The 16,764-nt window shown below is 62.5% G+C and carries 13 protein-coding genes; 11 read left to right on the top strand and 2 right to left on the bottom strand.

Annotated elements, in window-relative coordinates:
* Positions 1-14 precede the first annotated feature (14 nt).
* Entirely contained in the window at positions 15-1,016 is a 1,002-nt protein-coding gene (locus TK06_RS05470) for a FecR family protein (protein ID WP_063321177.1), read from the top strand.
* A gap of 221 nt (positions 1,017-1,237) precedes the next feature.
* Here TK06_RS05470 and TK06_RS05465 read toward each other — a convergent pair whose 3' ends face one another.
* Positions 1,238-3,586: an acylase gene (locus tag TK06_RS05465; RefSeq protein ID WP_063321176.1), complete on the bottom strand. Its 2,349-nt coding sequence runs from the start codon at positions 3,584-3,586 to the stop codon at positions 1,238-1,240.
* Between the two features lie 295 nt (positions 3,587-3,881).
* Between TK06_RS05465 and TK06_RS05460 the strand changes: the two genes are divergently transcribed.
* The gene (locus tag TK06_RS05460; RefSeq protein WP_063321175.1) at positions 3,882-4,262 is read left to right on the top strand and encodes a hypothetical protein; all 381 of its coding nucleotides are present in this window, start codon (positions 3,882-3,884) and stop codon (positions 4,260-4,262) included.
* A 9-nt stretch (positions 4,263-4,271) separates the two neighbouring features.
* Here the strand turns inward: TK06_RS05460 and TK06_RS05455 are convergent, their stop codons facing one another.
* Complete coding sequence (locus tag TK06_RS05455; RefSeq protein ID WP_003202135.1) at positions 4,272-4,460, bottom strand: hypothetical protein; 189 nt, start codon at positions 4,458-4,460, stop codon at positions 4,272-4,274.
* A gap of 150 nt (positions 4,461-4,610) precedes the next feature.
* Here TK06_RS05455 and TK06_RS32685 point away from each other — a divergent pair, with 150 nt between their 5' ends.
* The 9 genes from TK06_RS32685 to TK06_RS05415 all read left to right on the top strand — a co-directional run bounded on the left by TK06_RS32685 (position 4,611) and on the right by TK06_RS05415 (position 16,751).
* Positions 4,611-4,748, top strand: a complete 138-nt coding sequence (locus TK06_RS32685) for a hypothetical protein (protein WP_014338251.1) — start codon at positions 4,611-4,613, stop codon at positions 4,746-4,748.
* 230 nt (positions 4,749-4,978) lie between these two features.
* Entirely contained in the window at positions 4,979-5,425 is a 447-nt protein-coding gene (locus tag TK06_RS05450) for a DUF411 domain-containing protein (protein ID WP_057450668.1), read from the top strand.
* Positions 5,425-5,859 carry a YqaA family protein gene (locus TK06_RS05445; RefSeq protein ID WP_057450667.1) on the top strand — a complete coding sequence of 145 codons (435 nt, stop codon included), beginning with the start codon at positions 5,425-5,427 and terminating at the stop codon, positions 5,857-5,859. Before TK06_RS05450 ends, TK06_RS05445 begins: the two co-directional genes overlap by 1 nt.
* Positions 5,860-5,944: 85 nt before the next feature.
* Positions 5,945-6,976, top strand: a complete 1,032-nt coding sequence (locus tag TK06_RS05440; RefSeq protein ID WP_063321174.1) for an alpha/beta fold hydrolase — start codon at positions 5,945-5,947, stop codon at positions 6,974-6,976.
* A gap of 11 nt (positions 6,977-6,987) precedes the next feature.
* On the top strand, positions 6,988-7,950 hold the full coding sequence (locus tag TK06_RS05435; RefSeq protein WP_063321173.1) for a D-2-hydroxyacid dehydrogenase family protein: 963 nt from the start codon (positions 6,988-6,990) through the stop codon (positions 7,948-7,950).
* 561 nt (positions 7,951-8,511) lie between these two features.
* Positions 8,512-10,083 carry a glycogen synthase GlgA gene (glgA, locus tag TK06_RS05430; RefSeq protein WP_063321172.1) on the top strand — a complete coding sequence of 524 codons (1,572 nt, stop codon included), beginning with the start codon at positions 8,512-8,514 and terminating at the stop codon, positions 10,081-10,083.
* Positions 10,084-10,090: 7 nt separating this feature from the next.
* The gene (gene treZ, locus TK06_RS05425) at positions 10,091-11,893 is read left to right on the top strand and encodes a malto-oligosyltrehalose trehalohydrolase (RefSeq protein ID WP_063321171.1); all 1,803 of its coding nucleotides are present in this window, start codon (positions 10,091-10,093) and stop codon (positions 11,891-11,893) included.
* Positions 11,890-13,968, top strand: a complete 2,079-nt coding sequence (malQ, locus tag TK06_RS05420; RefSeq protein ID WP_063321170.1) for a 4-alpha-glucanotransferase — start codon at positions 11,890-11,892, stop codon at positions 13,966-13,968. The genes treZ and malQ overlap by 4 nt, the downstream gene beginning before the upstream one ends.
* A complete protein-coding gene (locus TK06_RS05415) occupies positions 13,965-16,751 on the top strand; it encodes a malto-oligosyltrehalose synthase (protein ID WP_063321169.1) in 2,787 nt (928 codons plus the stop codon). The genes malQ and TK06_RS05415 overlap by 4 nt, the downstream gene beginning before the upstream one ends.
* Positions 16,752-16,764: the final 13 nt, after the last annotated feature.

Raw genomic sequence — 16,764 nt, 5'->3', positions numbered from 1 at the left:
ACCAGGAAGAGTCAATGACCGAACATCCCCTCTCGGAAGCCGAATACGACGCCATTACCGATGCCGCTGCCCATTGGTGCATGCGTTTGCATGCCGCCGATTGCACCCATGCCGAACGGCAGGCGTTCAAGCAATGGCACGATGCCGATCCCCTGCATGCTTTCGAATACGAAGCCATGCTGGAGATCTGGGCTGTTGCCGATCATCTGCCGCGTGTCGAGTCAACGCCGACGGCTCCAGCACGCCGCACCCAGTCGCGTTGGAGCCGGTTGGCGGTCGCCGCTGCGGTGTTAGTAGTGGGCATGCCCCTGGCTGCTTACACCGGCTGGAATCTGGGCTGGGTTGCCAACTCCTACCAGCGCTTCGAAGCGGGCGCCAGCGTACGTCATATCACCCTGGGTGACGGCAGCCAGGTCGAACTCAACCTGGGCAGTGAGCTGGTATTTGCCAACTACAAAAACGAACGCCGGGTGACGCTGAAAAAGGGTGAGGCGTTTTTTGACGTCAGCCATGACAAACAGCACCCGTTTGTCGTTCGGGCCGGCCAAGGCCAGGTGCGTGTGACCGGTACACGCTTCAACGTATGGATGTACCAGGACCAGGTACGGATCACGCTACTGGAGGGCTCGGTGAGGGTGACCAGCAACCAGGCACTCAGCCGTGACGGCCTGCCGCTTTTCCCGGGCATGCAGGCCAGCTACAAGGCAGGCGACCAACAACCGCAAGTTCGTGAGACAGATGCCAATGACAGTTCGCTGGCCTGGCGCAACGGCAAACTGGTGCTGGATAACCTTGCCCTGAGCGATGCACTGCCGCTGATCAACCGCTACCTCGACCGGCCTGTCATGTTGGCCGACAACAGCACCGGGGGCCTGCGTATCGGTGGTGTCTACAACATCAGCGAAGTGCAAAACCTGGTGCCTTCGCTGCCGAAAGTGCTGCCGGTCTACCTGACCCAGAACAAGGACGGCAACCCGGTTCTCAATTCCATCGGGCAACGACCAGCCACTCACTGACAGCTTTTCTCTGTGGGAGCCTAGCTTGCTCGCGATAGCCCGGGTCAGCTTGCCTCGACGTTGAATGTGCCGCCGTCATCGCGAGCAAGCTCGCTCCCACTGGGGATCTGTGTTGGCCGGGAAATCACAGGCTGGTACCGATCCTATGTGTGGGAGCGAGCTTGCTCGCGAAGGCGGTGGATCAGTCTACATTCCGTTTGAATGTGACCGCTCACCAGCGGCTATTGCGTAGCCACCCTGCCCGTCTCATCACGCTCGCGGATAATCAACGCTTGATAGTGCGGATCGGCCTTGATCTGCTGTTCAGTGAATGGCAGCACACTCCACTGCTTCTGCGAAAAGGCCTGGGTCTGGTCCGCCGAATATGGCGATGCCGGGTCGCTGGAGAGGGAGAATGCCAGCAACCCCTGGGCCTGCGGACCGTTGCCGTCAAACGTCACCACTTGCAGATAACTGGTCCCGCTGACCACCTCCCGCTTGCCGTCCGCCCCGGGCACACTCTGGATCGCGTTGTAGATGCCCAGCTCCCCGGGACCGCCGTGAATCGGTGTCTGTCGGCTGCCGCTGCTGGCCACCTGGACGTCTTGCCATTGGCTGTCCTTCGACAAGCCGGCGACCTTCACCGTCTCCACCGAAGCCAGCATGGCATCGCGCACGGCCTTGAGCACGGCTGGCCGCTCAATCGCCAGGCCACGCGGTGTGTGTTGCGGGTCTTTGGGGTCGAACGCGACGCGCCATGAATCCGGCACCGCCTGCAAGCGGTCCATGATGTGCTGGAAATGCACGAACCCCAGGCCGCTATTCAGGCCGGCCTTGCGATCCCACGCCTTGAGGCTGGCACAAGCCTCGACCAATGCCGAAGCATCGGCCCCCAGGTCACCGGCGCACACGCCGAGCAGGTCCGGCATCACCTGGTCAGCCAGGTAAACCTGATCGTCCATGACCATGCGCTGCAAATCCTCGATCTTCACCGGCCCGCTCTTGGCCAATTGGCTCATCCGGTCCAGCGCAAAACGCGCCCGCAGTCCCAGGGGCTGGCCTTGCTGACTGATCAGTGGGGAGTAACCGGACAGCGGCTGCGCAGGGTTGACCATCCAAGCTGAATCGTTGGAGTTCTGCACATAATCGCGGCGCAGCAACTGCGGAAGCCTGTCGGCGGCATAGGTGCCTTTTTGCACGGCTTTGGAATCGATGCTCCAGGCACACTCGCTGCGGGAGCCATCCAGCACGATCAGTCGCAACCCGGCCCGGGGATCGCTGCACCGGGCCAGTTTCTCGGCGTCGACGTTCGGCACCACCGACACGTTCATGTAAAGGCTTTGCCCCTGGTCGTCCACCGCCAGGGTATTGACCCAGGGAATGCCCTGGATCTTATGGACGGCGTCCTGCAGATCCTTGAGCGTGACCGCCTTGTTCATGGCGTACCACTGCGCCAGCACGCGATCGTTTTCCAGGTTTGCATCCCGCAGGCTGTAGGCGAACCGGTTATCCCAGTCCAACCGGCCAGGCCATTGCACGATCGGGCCGAACTGCGAGCCATAGACCACTCGGGTGACCGTCTGCACCTGTCCATCAGGTTGCTTGACGTCCACCGCGACCGTCTGCTGACTCATCGGCACAGACTTGCCGTCAAGCAGATAGCGGGTCGGGTCCTTAGGGTCGAGTTGCAGGCGGTATAGGGTGAAGTGTTTCGAGCTGTCGACGGTGTGGGTCCAGGCCAAGTGCTGGCTGAAACCGATATTGATCATCGGCAGGCCTGGCAGCGCCGCGCCCATGACGTCCAGCTTGCCGGGAATGGTCAGGTGCATCTGGTAGAAACGCATGCCACCCAGCCACGGAAAATGTGGGTTCGCCAGCAACATGCCGCGACCATTGAACGAGCGCTCGCTGCCGATGGCCAGCGCATTGCTGCCGCGCTCCAGGGCAAAACGCTGCTGCCGGGTTGCAGCGGCCGCGAAACCCGTGACCGGGGTGCCCGCGAGCGCGCTCGCCTGGGGCGGTTGCGCGCCGGCCAGGGCCTCGGCGAATTGGCCAACGCCGCCTTCCACCAACAACCGACGGGTCAACTTGACCAGGTCCAGCGCCGTGATCGGTCGCACCCACTCGCTGGCACATTGTTCGGGCAGGCCTTTGGCCTTGCGCTCGACCAGCGCACGGTTGTAGCCCGCCACGTAGCCTTCGACCAGTTGTTGCACTTGAGGCGTCTGGGCCTGCCAGAAACCGGAAACCGCTTGTGGCGTGTTGAGCCAACTGAAGAACAGATCGCTGACGCGGTTCTCCCGTTGCTCCACCGTCCTGCGCTCGGGCCCGAAATAGCGCGAGCGCTGGGCATTGACCGTGACGAGCTCATTGGCCAGCAGGCACAGGTTGTCCTGGGCGTAGGCGTAGCCGATGCCATAACCCAGCCCGCGCTCATCCTGCGCCCGGATATGCGGTACGCCAAAACGGGTGCGACGGATCTCGGCACTGGCCTGCTGCCCATCGTCTTGCGCATTGACCACGGGGCTGAGCCCGAGGGCGATCCCCAGAAAAGCGCCTGCGAGGCCAATCCTCGATAACTGCCCGGACATTCTCACATTCACTCCTGATAAAACTTCAGAAACCAGGACGGCCACCGGTGCGACAGAAGACAAACACTCGACCCGCCTGGGAAATCACATGCCGCTTGCTGAACCGGAATGTGCCTCCCTTGAAAACGAACCGGATGAAAAAAAATTAATGGCTGGCAGCCTTTTGAATATGGGGGTTTGACGCAGCAAGGGCATTTTTTTCACATCATGGTCCTCATGATTGTGCGTCCTCGTTCGTCCTATTACAGGAGAGTATCCGTGACCTTTTCTGATCAGGCTGGTAAGGAGTTTTTGCATGCGTAACGCGCAACTGCCCATGGAGGGCAAGCCAAGGGCGACCGGCGTCTCGCTGAGCGCCCCCCACCGTGTATTCGACAGGCCGGCAGAGCGAGGCGGCAATGACCACATCAGACGCTTGCTCAAGAGCTTCGGGCTCAGGACCAGCCTGATTCGTCTCAAAGTCATCGACGCGCTGCTCAAGGCCGCCCAGGAAAACCGCAGCCTGGGCGTGCGCGGGGTGCACAGCCAGTTATTGGGGCTGGACATTCCATTGTCCTTTCTCAGCGTGCGTGAGGTGTTGAAGCGCCTGTGCAGCGAGGGCGTCGTCACCCTCAACCCGGATAAAAGCTACCGCCTGCACCCCAGTGCGATGGCCGTGCTCAAGGCCGAGGAATGAAGCCGGCGCTCAGGACTTGACCTTGCGCCGCATCACGCCGTTGATCACCACCACGATGACCGCCACGGCGATGGCGATGTATTGAAACAGCTGCTCGCTGATCATGCCCTTGCCCTGCATCCACGACAGCCCCAGCATGATTGCCAGGACGACGAGGACGATCAGAATCGAGTATTTCAAACGTTGTGAATGAGTCATTACCAATTTCCTGAATGTATCCGCTCTGTATCCGAAGGCTTGCCAAGTCCATACCGTATTGCGGGAATGGCGGGCTGCCAACGGGGTCCCATGGTACAGCCGAAGGAGCGTATTCGCGCAACCGCGGCGGTTAATCATGAGGAATTATGTATGTTTCGTCGTATCAGCCTATTGCTTGCCTTGTTGTCCACCCTGACCCTGAGTGGCTGCCTGTTTTTCCCCCACGACCGCGGCCATGGGGATCGACCTGATCACCGTGGCGGCCCGGGCTTCGACATGCCCCGCTAACTGTCTTTTTGGCGTGGGAGCAAACTCCCTCGCCAACCTTATGCAACACTGGTTTTATCGCGCCTTGCCTTCCCCTGAAGCAGCGTCACCGCCATCACGAGCAAGCTCCCAAAGGACGTTATTCGCCCTTGCAACCTGACAATTCTGTAATCCCCGCTTCAGCCCCCCGTCAGCTCGCGCTCGCTACTCTGTTATCCTCCCTCCAAACCGTTCGACACGAGACCTCCTCCATGGCCCATCCCCTGCACCTGCTCGCCTTGAGCGCCCTGTTCATGACCACCCTGGCCCAGGCCGCCGAACCAGTCACCATCGATGTGCACCGCGATGCCAATTGCGGCTGCTGCAAAAAGTGGATCTCGCATCTGCAAGCAAACGGCTTCAAGGTCAACGACCATGTCGAAGCCGACATGAGTTCGGTCAAGCAGCGCCTGGGCGTGGCGCCGAACCTGCGTTCCTGCCACACCGCCGAGATCAACGGCAAATTCGTCGAAGGCCATGTCCCGGCCGACCAGGTGCTGGCGCTGAGCAAGCGCGATGACCTGCTCGGTGTCGCCGCGCCGGGCATGCCCATGGGCTCGCCCGGCATGGAAATGGACGGTATGAGCGATGCCTACCAAGTCATCGGTTTGAAGAAAGACGGGACCCAAACCGTAGTGGCGGATTACCCGGCCCACTAATGGGCGAAGCCTATATCGGCTTGTTCCTGGCGGCTTTCGGCGCGGCAACCTTGTTGCCGTTGCAATCGGAGGCGGTGTTGGTCGGCTTGTTGCTCAGCGAGCGCCATCTGGTCTGGCTGTTGCTGGCCGTTGCCACGCTCGGCAATGTCCTGGGCTCGCTGGTGAACTGGTGGCTGGGCACGCGGCTGGAGCACTTCAAGGATCGGCGCTGGTTTCCGGTCAGCCCGGCCCACCTGGACAAGGCTCGCGTGCATTACCAACGCTTCGGCCACTGGTCACTGCTGCTCAGCTGGCTGCCGATCATCGGTGATCCGTTGACCTTGGTGGCCGGGGTAATGGGCGAACCGTGGCGGCGTTTCCTGCTGCTCGTGAGCCTTGCCAAGGGCCTGCGCTATGGCGTTCTGGCCCTGGCGACACTGGGATGGATGGACTGAACGTTCGGGCTGTTCGGTTGCCTGTGGTTAATGTCGCCATAATCGGGTCGCGCCAGGATCGGCGGCGGCCACAAGGAGATTGACCATGCCCCGTACCCCCGCGCGCTGGTTGCCCAGCCTGTTCCTCACCGCCGCCCTGCCCCTGTTCGCCCTGGCCGCCACCCCACCCGAAGGCCCGGCCTACGGAGCGCTGTTGGAGGGCTTCGAATACCCCTACACCCTCAAGCGCTTCGCCTTCCAGTCCCAGGGCCAGTCGTTGCAGATGGGCTACATGGACGTGCCGGCCCAAGGCAAGGTCAATGGCCGCACAGTGGTGCTGATGCATGGCAAGAATTTCTGCGCCGCCACCTGGGGCGATTCGATCAAAGTGCTCAGCGAAGCCGGATACCGGGTCATCGCGGCGGACCAGATCGGTTTCTGCACATCGAGTAAACCCGAGCATTACCAGTACAGCTTCCAGCAACTGGCGAGCAACACCCAGGCCTTGCTCAAGGCCCTCGGCGTACAGAAAGCCGTCATCCTCGGTCACTCCACCGGCGGCATGCTCGCCACCCGCTACGCCTTGCAGTTTCCCGACGAGGTCGAACGCCTGGCGATGGTCAACCCCATTGGCCTGGAAGACTGGAAAGCCTTGGGCGTACCCTATCGCACCGTGGACCAATGGTACGCGCGGGAGCTGAAAGTCAACGCCGAGGGTATTCGCAACTACGAGCGCACGACCTATTACGCAGGCCGCTGGAAACCTGAGTTCGAGCGCTGGGTAGACATGCTCGCCGGCTTGAACAAGGGCCCGGGTCATACGCAAGTGGCGTGGAACTCGGCGCTGATCTACGACATGATCTTCACCCAACCGGTCTATTACGAATTCAAGGACTTGACGGTACCCACCCTGCTGCTGATCGGCACCTCGGACACCACCGCCATCGGCAGCGACATCGCGCCGCCGGCGGTCAAGGCCAAGCTGGGCCACTACGAGGTATTGGGCAAGCAAGCCGCCCGGCTGATTCCCAGCTCGACGCTGGTGGAGTTCCCCAATCTGGGGCATGCCCCACAGATGGAAGAGCCGGATCGGTTCCACAAGGCCCTGTTGAGCTGGCTGGACAAACCCATTCCCTGACGAGGTGTTCCATGGCGGTGCAAATAGCAGTCATAGACGATTGGCAAGATGTGGCACGTGACGTCGTGGACTGGTCGGTGCTGGACAGCGTCGGCCAGGTGACGTTTCTCCATGACTATCCCGCTGACCGCGACACCCTCGCCGAGCGCTTGCAGCGCTTCGAGGTGATCTGCGTGATGCGTGAACGCACATTGTTCGACGAAGGCCTGCTGCGTCGCTTGCCCAATCTGAAGCTGTTGCTCACGGGCGGCATGCGCAATGCCGCCCTGGACCTGAAGGCTGCCGCTGAGCTGGGTATCCAGGTATGCGGCACCGACAGCTACAAGCACGCCACGCCTGAATTGACCTGGGCGCTGATCATGGCCCTGACCCGCAACCTGATGCAGGAAGCCAACGCCCTGCGCGCCGGCCTGTGGCAGCAAGGCTTGGGCGGCGACCTGCACGGCAAGACGCTGGCGATCCTCGGCTTGGGCAGCATCGGTACGCGGGTGGCGCAGTTTGGCCAGGTGTTTGGCATGCGGGTCATCGCCTGGAGCCAGAACCTCAGCGCCGAGCGCGCCGCCGAAGTGGGCGTGACGTATGTGAGCAAACAGGCATTGTTCGAGCAGTCCGATATTCTTTCGATCCACCTGGTGCTCGGCGAACGCACCCGCGGCCTGGTGGATGCCCAGGCCCTGGCCTGGATGAAACCCGAGGCGCTGCTGGTCAACACCTCCCGCGGGCCGATCGTCGATGAAACCGCCCTGATCAACGCGCTGCAGCACAAGCGCCTGGCCGGCGCCGCCCTGGACGTATTCGCCCAGGAACCTTTGCCCGCCGCCCATCCGTTCCGAACCCTGGATAACGTACTGGCCACGCCGCATGTGGGCTATGTCAGCCGACAGAATTACCAGCGGTTCTATTCGCTGATGATCGAAGACCTGCTGGCCTGGGCGGCGGGCCAGCCGATCCGGTTACTGACGCCAGCAGGCTGAAGCCTACCCGAATACCCAGGACAACGCCTTCACAAAAATAGCGTGTTTGCAGTGCCTATAAATGCCATCAAAACGCCTCCACGCTGCCCGCTCCCCAATGGTGCACCACGCCATTCCATCGCGCACGCCAATGAAACAGCCCCCTCCCCATACACATTTTTCTTTTCAGAAAACTGCACTTCGTCGGTGCGTATCCCCCTTTGTCATGTAAGAGATTGCCGACAAAAACCGTGATTGTCGGACAATGCGACGAACCGAGCCGCACCGCTCTACGTTCTGACCTAGACTGCCTAACCGGGGGGAAAACCAACCGGTCATCCAGACGAAAAAAAGTCGAAACTTTTCGCAACGGCGACAGGTCAGGTTAGAGGTAGGGCAACCGCGACTGGTGCAGTCCTTGCACTAGTCATTGCAACAGCTCCTTCAGCTGATTCGCTTCGCCGCATTGGGTAGCCGTTCGCTTTCCTTGCGTAGCGCTTGTGCGCCTGGCCGCAGGATTTGGCCAATGAAACAACAGCTCTGGCGCTTGCCGGAAACAGATCGAGAAAATGGGAGATATTTATGATCAGTGCTGCCTTGGAACCACAACAAGTTCGTTCTCAATTACCGCCCGCGGCCGAATCGCCAACGGCACCGGTGCTGGCCACCGGCGGCAAGGCACTGCTCCCCGTCGTTCGACAGAATCCCAACCGCAAGAAAGTATTATTCGTTACCTCGGAAATCGCCGACCTGGTAAAGACCGGCGGCCTGGGCGACGTCTCCTCCGCACTGCCCCGGGCCATGGCCGGGCTGCATGATGTCCGGGTGCTGATCCCCGGTTATCCGCAAGTGATGAACAGCGGCAATCCGATCCACATCATCGGCGAACTGGGCGGCCACGCAGCACTGCCGCCCTGCAAGATCGGGCGCATGGACATGGCCGACGGCCTGGTGATCTACGTCCTGATCTGCCCGGAACTCTTTGCCCGCGAAGGCTCCCCCTACGGAGCCAACAACGGTCGCGACTGGCCCGACAACCACATTCGCTTCGCTCGCCTGGGCCTGGCCGCGGCCGACATTGCCGCCAACCTCGCGCAGATCCATTGGTGCCCGGACCTGGTCCACGCCCACGACTGGCCAGCCGGGCTGGCGCCGGCCTATATGCACTGGCGCGGGCAACGCACCCCGACCCTGTTTACCATTCACAACCTGGCCTACCAGGGCGTCGTCAGCCTGGCGTCCTGCCCGGAACTGGGCATCCCCGAGCACGCCCTGCAACAGGAAGGCATGGAGTTCTACGGCAAACTGTCGTTTCTCAAGGCCGGGATGGCGTACTCCAGCCATATCACCACCGTCAGTGCCACCTATGCCCAGGAGATCACCACTCCGGCGTTTGGCTGCGGGCTCGACGGCTTCCTCGCTGCCAAGACCCAACAAGGCTTGCTCAGCGGCATTCCCAACGGTATCGATGAAAGCTGGGACTCGGCCACCGACACCCACCTGTTCCGTCAGTTCGCCATGGGCGACTGGGAAGGCAAGGCAGTCAACGCGTCCCATGTGCGCGAACTCTTTGGCCTCGACGACTCCACTGGCCCGCTGTTCGCCGTGGTTTCGCGCCTGGTCTACCAGAAAGGCCTGGACCTGACCGAAGCGGTCGCCGAGTTCATCGTCGAGTCCGGCGGCCAGATCGCCATCATCGGCCGTGGCGAACCGGAGGAAGAACAGGCCATGCGCGAACTGGCCCTGCGTTTCCCCGGACGCATCGGTGTGCGTATCGGCTTCAACGAAACCGATGCACGGCGGATGTTCGCCGGCAGCGACTTCCTGCTCATGCCGTCGCGCTACGAGCCCTGCGGCTTGAGCCAGATGTACGCCCAGCGCTTCGGTTCGCTGCCGGTGGCGCGCAATACCGGAGGGTTGGCGGACACCATCGAAGATGGCATCACCGGTTTCCTGTTCGATGAGTCCACCGTGGAAAGCTACAAACAGGCCTTGAGCCGGGCCTTCAAGGTCTTCGAATTCCCCGACCTGCTCAACGCCATGCGCTGCCGGGCCATGTCGGCGCCGTTCAACTGGTGCAAGGCCGTGGAACCCTATGCCGAACTCTACGAACAGCTGGTGGCTAAGTCACTGGGAAAATCGGCCAGACAATGAGGTAACAATGACGTCAAGGACGCCTGAGACATGGACCCACGGGGCGGTCATGCTGGACGAAGGGCACACCCGCTTCGCCCTCTGGGCCCCGGATGCATTTTTTGTCAGTGTCGAGCTCGACACTGGAGATTCAATACCGCTACTGCCCCAAGCCGACGGCTGGTTCATGATCCAGACCCGTTGCCCCGCCGGCACCCGCTACCGCTACAACATCGATGGCGAGCTGGAGGTGCCGGACCCGGCCTCGCGCGCCCAGGCCGGCGACATCGACCGCCACAGCGTGGTGGTCGACCCGCATGCCTACTCATGGCGACACACCCAATGGTCCGGTCGCCCCTGGCACGAAGCCGTCATCTACGAATTGCACGTGGGCGCCCTGGGTGGTTTCGATGGCGTCGAACAGCATCTGGCACGCCTGGCCGGGCTGGGCATCACCGCCATCGAACTGATGCCGTTGGCGCAGTTTCCCGGTGATCGCAACTGGGGCTACGACGGCGTCCTGCCCTACGCGCCCCAGGCCTCCTACGGCACGCCCGAACAGCTCAAGCATCTGATCGACAGCGCCCACGGCCATGGGCTGTCCGTCATCCTGGATGTGGTCTACAACCACTTCGGCCCCGACGGCAACTACCTGCACCGCTATGCCAAGGGCTTCTTCCGTGAAGACAAGCACACGCCCTGGGGCGCGGCGATTGATTTCCGCCGCCGCGAAGTGCGGGACTTCTTTATCGACAACGCGCTCATGTGGCTGTTGGAGTACCGTTTCGACGGCCTGCGCCTGGACGCGATACACGCCATTGAAGACCCGGACTTTCTCCAGGAACTGGCGACCCGGGTGCGCGAGCAGGTGGACCCGATCCGGCATGTCTGGCTGACCGTGGAAAACGAACACAACCAGGCCCACCTGCTGGAGCATGTCTACGACGCCCAGTGGAACGACGACGGACACAATGCCCTGCACGTGCTGCTGACTGGTGAGACCGACGCCTACTACGCCGACTATGCCGAGCAGCCGACCGAACAACTGGCACGTTGCCTGAGCCAGGGCTTCGTCTTCCAAGGCCATCTCAATCGCCATGGCGAAGCCCGGGGCGAGCCCAGCGGCCACTTGCCGCCGAGCGCGTTCGTGCTGTTCCTGCAGAACCATGACCAGATCGGCAACCGTGCCTTGGGCGAACGCCTGCATCAACTCGCCGCGCCCCAGGCCCTGCAAGCAGCGACAGTCTTGTTGCTGTTATCACCGATGATCCCGCTGCTGTTCATGGGCGACGAGGTGGCGGCCGAACAACCGTTCCTGTTCTTTACCAGCCACCACGGCGAGCTGGCAGAGCGGGTGCGCGAAGGCCGACGCAACGAGTTCAAGGCCTTCACCGCCTTTGCCGATCCACAGAAGCGCGAACGCATTCCCGACCCCAACGCCGCCAGTACCTTCGAGGCTTCACGCCCAAGCCTGGAATCGCAAGGCCCGGAGCAGCAGGCCAACGAGGCGCTGTATCGGCAACTGCTGAAAATCCGCCGTGAAGAGATCGTCCCGCGCCTGCCCGGTGCCCAGGCCCTGGGGACCGATGTGCTGGGCCATGGCGCCATCAGCGCACGCTGGCGATTGGGCGATGGCAGCGTGTTGCGCATCGACTTCAACCTGAGCGATCAGCCCGTCGAACACACTGCCCCGGATGAGGCACGCATTCTTTTCGAACATCCGCAGCAGGTCATGGGTCTGTTGCAACAGGGCGTCCTTGCGCCCTACAGCGCGCTGGTCAGTCTGACGCAGGCGACAACCTTGCCCAACATCACTGGAGAGCGCCTATGAGCGATGCGCAACTGGAAATCCTCGCCGGCCGAGCGGGCCTGGCGGTGGATTGGATCGATGCCAATGGCCGGGCCCAGAAAGTCTCGCCGGCGGTCTTGCGTTCGGTCCTCACCGGCCTGGGCCATCCGGCCGGCAGCGCCCAGGAAATCGACGCCAGCCTGCTGCAATTGCAGGAAGCTCAACAGAACCATCAATTGCCACCGCTGATCACCGCCGACGTCGGGGTCAGCCTGGACTTGAGCCGCTACTTCGAGGCCGGGACACCCTGCGAAATCAAGCTCGAAGAGGGTGCGACACTGAATTTGAACCTCGATGCCGATGCCAAGCTGCCGGGGATGGTCCCGGTGGGGTATCAGCATGTCAGCATCCAGGACCAGCATTTCACCCTGGCCGTCGCGCCGGCCCGCTGCTACAGCGTGGCCGATGCAGTGGACGACCCGACGCCCCGGGCCTGGGGCCTGAGCGCGCAACTGTATGCCCTGCGCCGCCCCGGTGACGGTGGCTTCGGTGACACCCAGGCCCTGGAGGAACTGGCGCGGGTAGCCGGCGAGCGCGGCGCCGAGGCCGTTGCCATCAGCCCGATGCACGCGATGTTCAGCAGCGACACCGGGCGCTACAGCCCCTACTCACCGTCGAGCCGACTGTTTTTCAACAGCCTTTACGCCGCGCCGGGCACCATCCTCGGTGAACGCGCGCTGCGCACCGCCATCGACGCCACTGGCTTGACCAATCAACTGCGCACCCTGGAAGAGCAGCCGCTGATCGACTGGCCGGTCGCCGCCCAGGCCAAACAGAAAATCCTGCGTGCCCTGTACGACGGTTTCAGCCAGGGTGAACATCCGTTGCATGAGGACTTCAGCAGTTTCCGCCACACCAGTGGCGAAGCCCTGGAAAACCATTGCCGCTTCGAGGCCTTGCAGGCCGAACGCGCCGCCCGGGGGGAAAGCCTCGACTGGCGTCACTGGCCGGAAGAATGGCGCGACCCGCGCAGCCCCGCCCTGGCCCATTTCGCCGAGGAAAATGCCGATGAGATCGGCTTCTACGCTTTTTGCCAATGGTTGATCGCCCGCTGCCTGGAGCGCGCCCAGAGCGCAGCCCGATCCAGCGGCATGGGCATCGGTCTGATCGCCGACCTGGCGGTGGGTGCCGATGGCGGTGGCAGCCAGGCCTGGAGCCGGCAGGACGAACTGCTCGCCTCGCTGACTGTGGGCGCCCCGCCGGACATTCTCAACCGCTCCGGCCAAGGTTGGGGCATCTCGGCGTTTTCCCCGGAAGGCCTGGTGCGCAACGGCTTTCGCGCCTTCATTGAAATGCTGCGGGCCAACTTTGCCCATGCCGGAGGCTTGCGCATCGATCATGTCATGGGGTTGCAACGACTGTGGGTGATCCCTAACGACGCTCCACCTTGCGATGGCGCCTACCTCTATTACCCGGTAGACGACCTGCTGCGTCTATTGGCGCTGGAATCCCATCGTCATCAGGCTATCGTGCTCGGCGAAGACCTCGGCACCGTGCCCGATGGCCTGCGGGACAAACTCATTGCCCGCTCGATCCTGGGCATGCGCGTGCTGTTGTTCGAACAGGACAACACCCACTTCAAGCCAATTCTCGACTGGCCGGACAATGCCCTGGCCACCACCAGCACCCATGACTTGCCGACGCTCAATGGCTGGTGGCACGGTCACGACATCGACTGGAACGCCCGGCTCGACCTGATCGATTCCCACACCGAAATGGACTGGCGCAAACACCGCGAGCGCGAACGCGAAGGCCTGCGCCACGTGCTGAACCAGGACCCGCAGAACTTTCGCGAAGAACACCGCGAGACCGACCAAGTGCTCGATGCCAGCGTGCGCTTCCTCGGTCACACCCGCGCACCGCTGGTGTTGTTGCCGCTCGAAGACGCCCTGGGGATCGAGGAGCAGGCCAACCTGCCGGGCACCATCGACACCCACCCCAATTGGCGTCGCCGCCTGTCCGGGCAAAGCCAGGCGTTGCTGGATCACCCGGACGCTGCCCGGCGTCTGGAAATACTCGCCTGTGCGAGGCTTCAGGCGAACGAGCGTGACCGATGAAACAGACGTTGATCCAACCCCTGCGGGCAACATTGCGCCTGCAGTTTCATAAAGGCTTCACCCTGGACGACGCCATCCCCCTGGTGCCGTACTTCGCCTCGCTGGGCATCAGCCACCTGTATGCCTCGCCGCTGCTCAAGGCCCGCGCCGGGTCCATGCACGGCTACGACGTCGTTGACCCGACCCTGGTCAACCCTGAACTGGGTGGCGAAGCCGCGCTCAAGCGCCTGGTTGCGACCTTGCGCGAACATCGTATGGGGCTGATCCTCGACATCGTGTCCAATCACATGGCCGTCGGCGGCAACGACAACCCCTGGTGGCTGGACTTGCTGGAATGGGGTCGCCTGAGCCCCTACGGTGAGTTCTTCGACATCCAGTGGCATTCCCCCGATCCACTGATGGAAGGCCAATTGCTGCTGCCGTTCTTGGGCAGCGACTACGGCGTGGCGTTGCAGGAAGGCACCTTGCAACTGCACTTCGATGCCAGCCAAGGCAGCTTCTACGTGGAGCACTACGAACACCGCTTCCCGATTTGCCCGATGCACTACGGCGAACTGCTCAAACCCACCGAAACCTTGCCCGCCGAGCAAACCGAATCGCTCAAGGCCCTGGCCGAGCGCTTCACCACGCTGAATTACCAGACCGATGCCCATACCCTCGCCCGCCCGTTGCAAAAAGAATTGCAGGACCTGGCGGCGCAAGCGGGCATCCTCGCCGCCATCAAGGACAACCTTGACGGCTACGACTCCACTCAACCCGAAGGTTTCGAGCGTCTGCACCAACTGCTCGAGCGCCAGAGCTACCGGCTCGCCAGCTGGCGCACGGCGGCGGACGACATCAATTGGCGGCGCTTTTTCGATGTCAACGAGCTGGGTGGGCTGCGGGTCGAGCGTCCGGCGGTATTCGAGGCGACCCATGCCAAGATTTTTCAATTGATCGGCGAAGGCCTGGTGGACGGCCTGCGGATCGACCACATCGACGGCCTTGCCGACCCTCGCGGTTACTGCCGCAAATTGCGCAGACGCGTCGATTCGCTGTCGCCGACCCGACACCTGCCGATTTTCGTCGAGAAGATCCTCGGCGATGGCGAGACGTTGCGGCGGGACTGGAACATCGACGGCAGCACCGGCTACGAGTTCATGAACCAGGTCTCGCTGCTGCAGCATGACCCGGCCGGTGCCGCCCCCCTCGCCGAATTCTGGAGCCAGCACAGTGAACGGCCAGCGCACTTCATCGAAGAAGCCCGCCTGGCTCGCCAGCAGATTCTCAATGGCTCCCTGGCCGGGGATTTCGAAAGCGTTGCCCAGGCCCTCCTGCAAGTGGCCCGGGACGATGTGATGACCCGCGACCTGACCCTGGGTGCGATTCGGCGAGCCTTGCAGGAACTGATCGTGCATTTCCCGGTGTATCGCACCTACATCACGCCCCTGGGGCGCTCGGCCGAAGACGAGGTGTTCTTCAACCAGGCCTTGGAAGGCGCCCGGCAAACCCTGAGCGAAGCCGACTGGCCGGTGATCGATTGCCTGGCCGGCTGGCTCGGTGGGATGCCCTGGCGGCAACGTCCGCGCGGCAACCAGCGTAAACGCCTGCGCCATGCCTGCGTGCGTTTCCAGCAACTGACCTCGCCGGCCGCCGCCAAAGCGGTGGAGGACACCGCGCTCTATCGCTCGGCGGCGCTGTTGTCACGCAATGACGTGGGCTATGACACCGAGCGCTTCAGCGCCCCGCCTCAAGTGTTCCACCACGCCTGCCTCGATCGACTCGAACATTTCCCCGACAACCTGATCACCACCGCCACCCACGACCACAAGCGCGGCGAAGACACCCGCGCCAGGCTGGCCGTGCTCAGCGAACGCGCCGATTGGTACACCGCCTGCGTGGAGCAATGGCGCATCCTCTCGCCTTCGCTGCACAGTGACCCGGCGGCGCCCTCGGCTGGTGATGAACTGATTCTGTACCAGGCCCTGCTCGGCAGTTGGCCGTTGGACCTCGACCTTCAGGACCACAAAGCCCTGGCCGCCTACAACGAGCGCCTGTGGCAATGGCAACGCAAGGCCCTGCGCGAAGCCAAGCTGCAAAGCAGCTGGGCGGCGGTCAACGACGCTTATGAGCAGGCCACCCAGATGTTCCTCGAACGGTTACTGCTGGGCGATGAGGGGTTGCCCTTGCGCAGCGCCATCGCCGAGGCGGTCCAGGCCATCGCCCCGGCGGGCGCCCTCAACAGTCTGGCGCAAACTTTGCTGCGCATGACCGTACCCGGCGTACCGGACCTGTACCAAGGCAACGAGTTCTGGGATTTCAGCCTGGTGGACCCGGATAACCGCCGTCCGGTGGATTTCCAGGCACGCCGCGAGGCGTTAGGGGGCGACAGCACGCCAGCCGCGTTGATTCGCGATTGGCGTGACGGCCGGATCAAACAGGCATTGATCGCCAGGACATTGGCCGTGCGAGCCGAGTATCCGCTGCTATGGCGCCAGGGTCGCTACCAGCCGCTGGAAGTGCTCGGCGAGCAAGCGGAGCGAGTATTGGCCTTCATGCGTGAAGACTCGCAACAACGAGCGATCATTGTTGTACCTGTCCATGCGGCGCCGTTGCTGGAAAACAGTGCCACGCCGCTGGTGGCTGCGTCGGATTGGGGCGATACCCGTGTGTCGTTACCGTTCGCCGCCGGGGATGAAAAACTGAAGGGACTTTTTTCAAGCACAACAGTCACACCCCAAAGGGAGCTGCTGATCAGCACCGCTCTGGGGAATTTCCCGGTCAATGTCTTTATCCAACCTTGAGTTGAATCAGGAG

The organism is Pseudomonas fluorescens (assembly GCF_001623525.1).
GTDB classification, from domain to species: Bacteria; Pseudomonadota; Gammaproteobacteria; order Pseudomonadales; family Pseudomonadaceae; genus Aquipseudomonas; species Aquipseudomonas fluorescens_Q.
The sequence above is the reverse complement of the archived record's forward strand: the minus strand, read 5'-3'. Positions and strand labels throughout refer to the sequence as shown.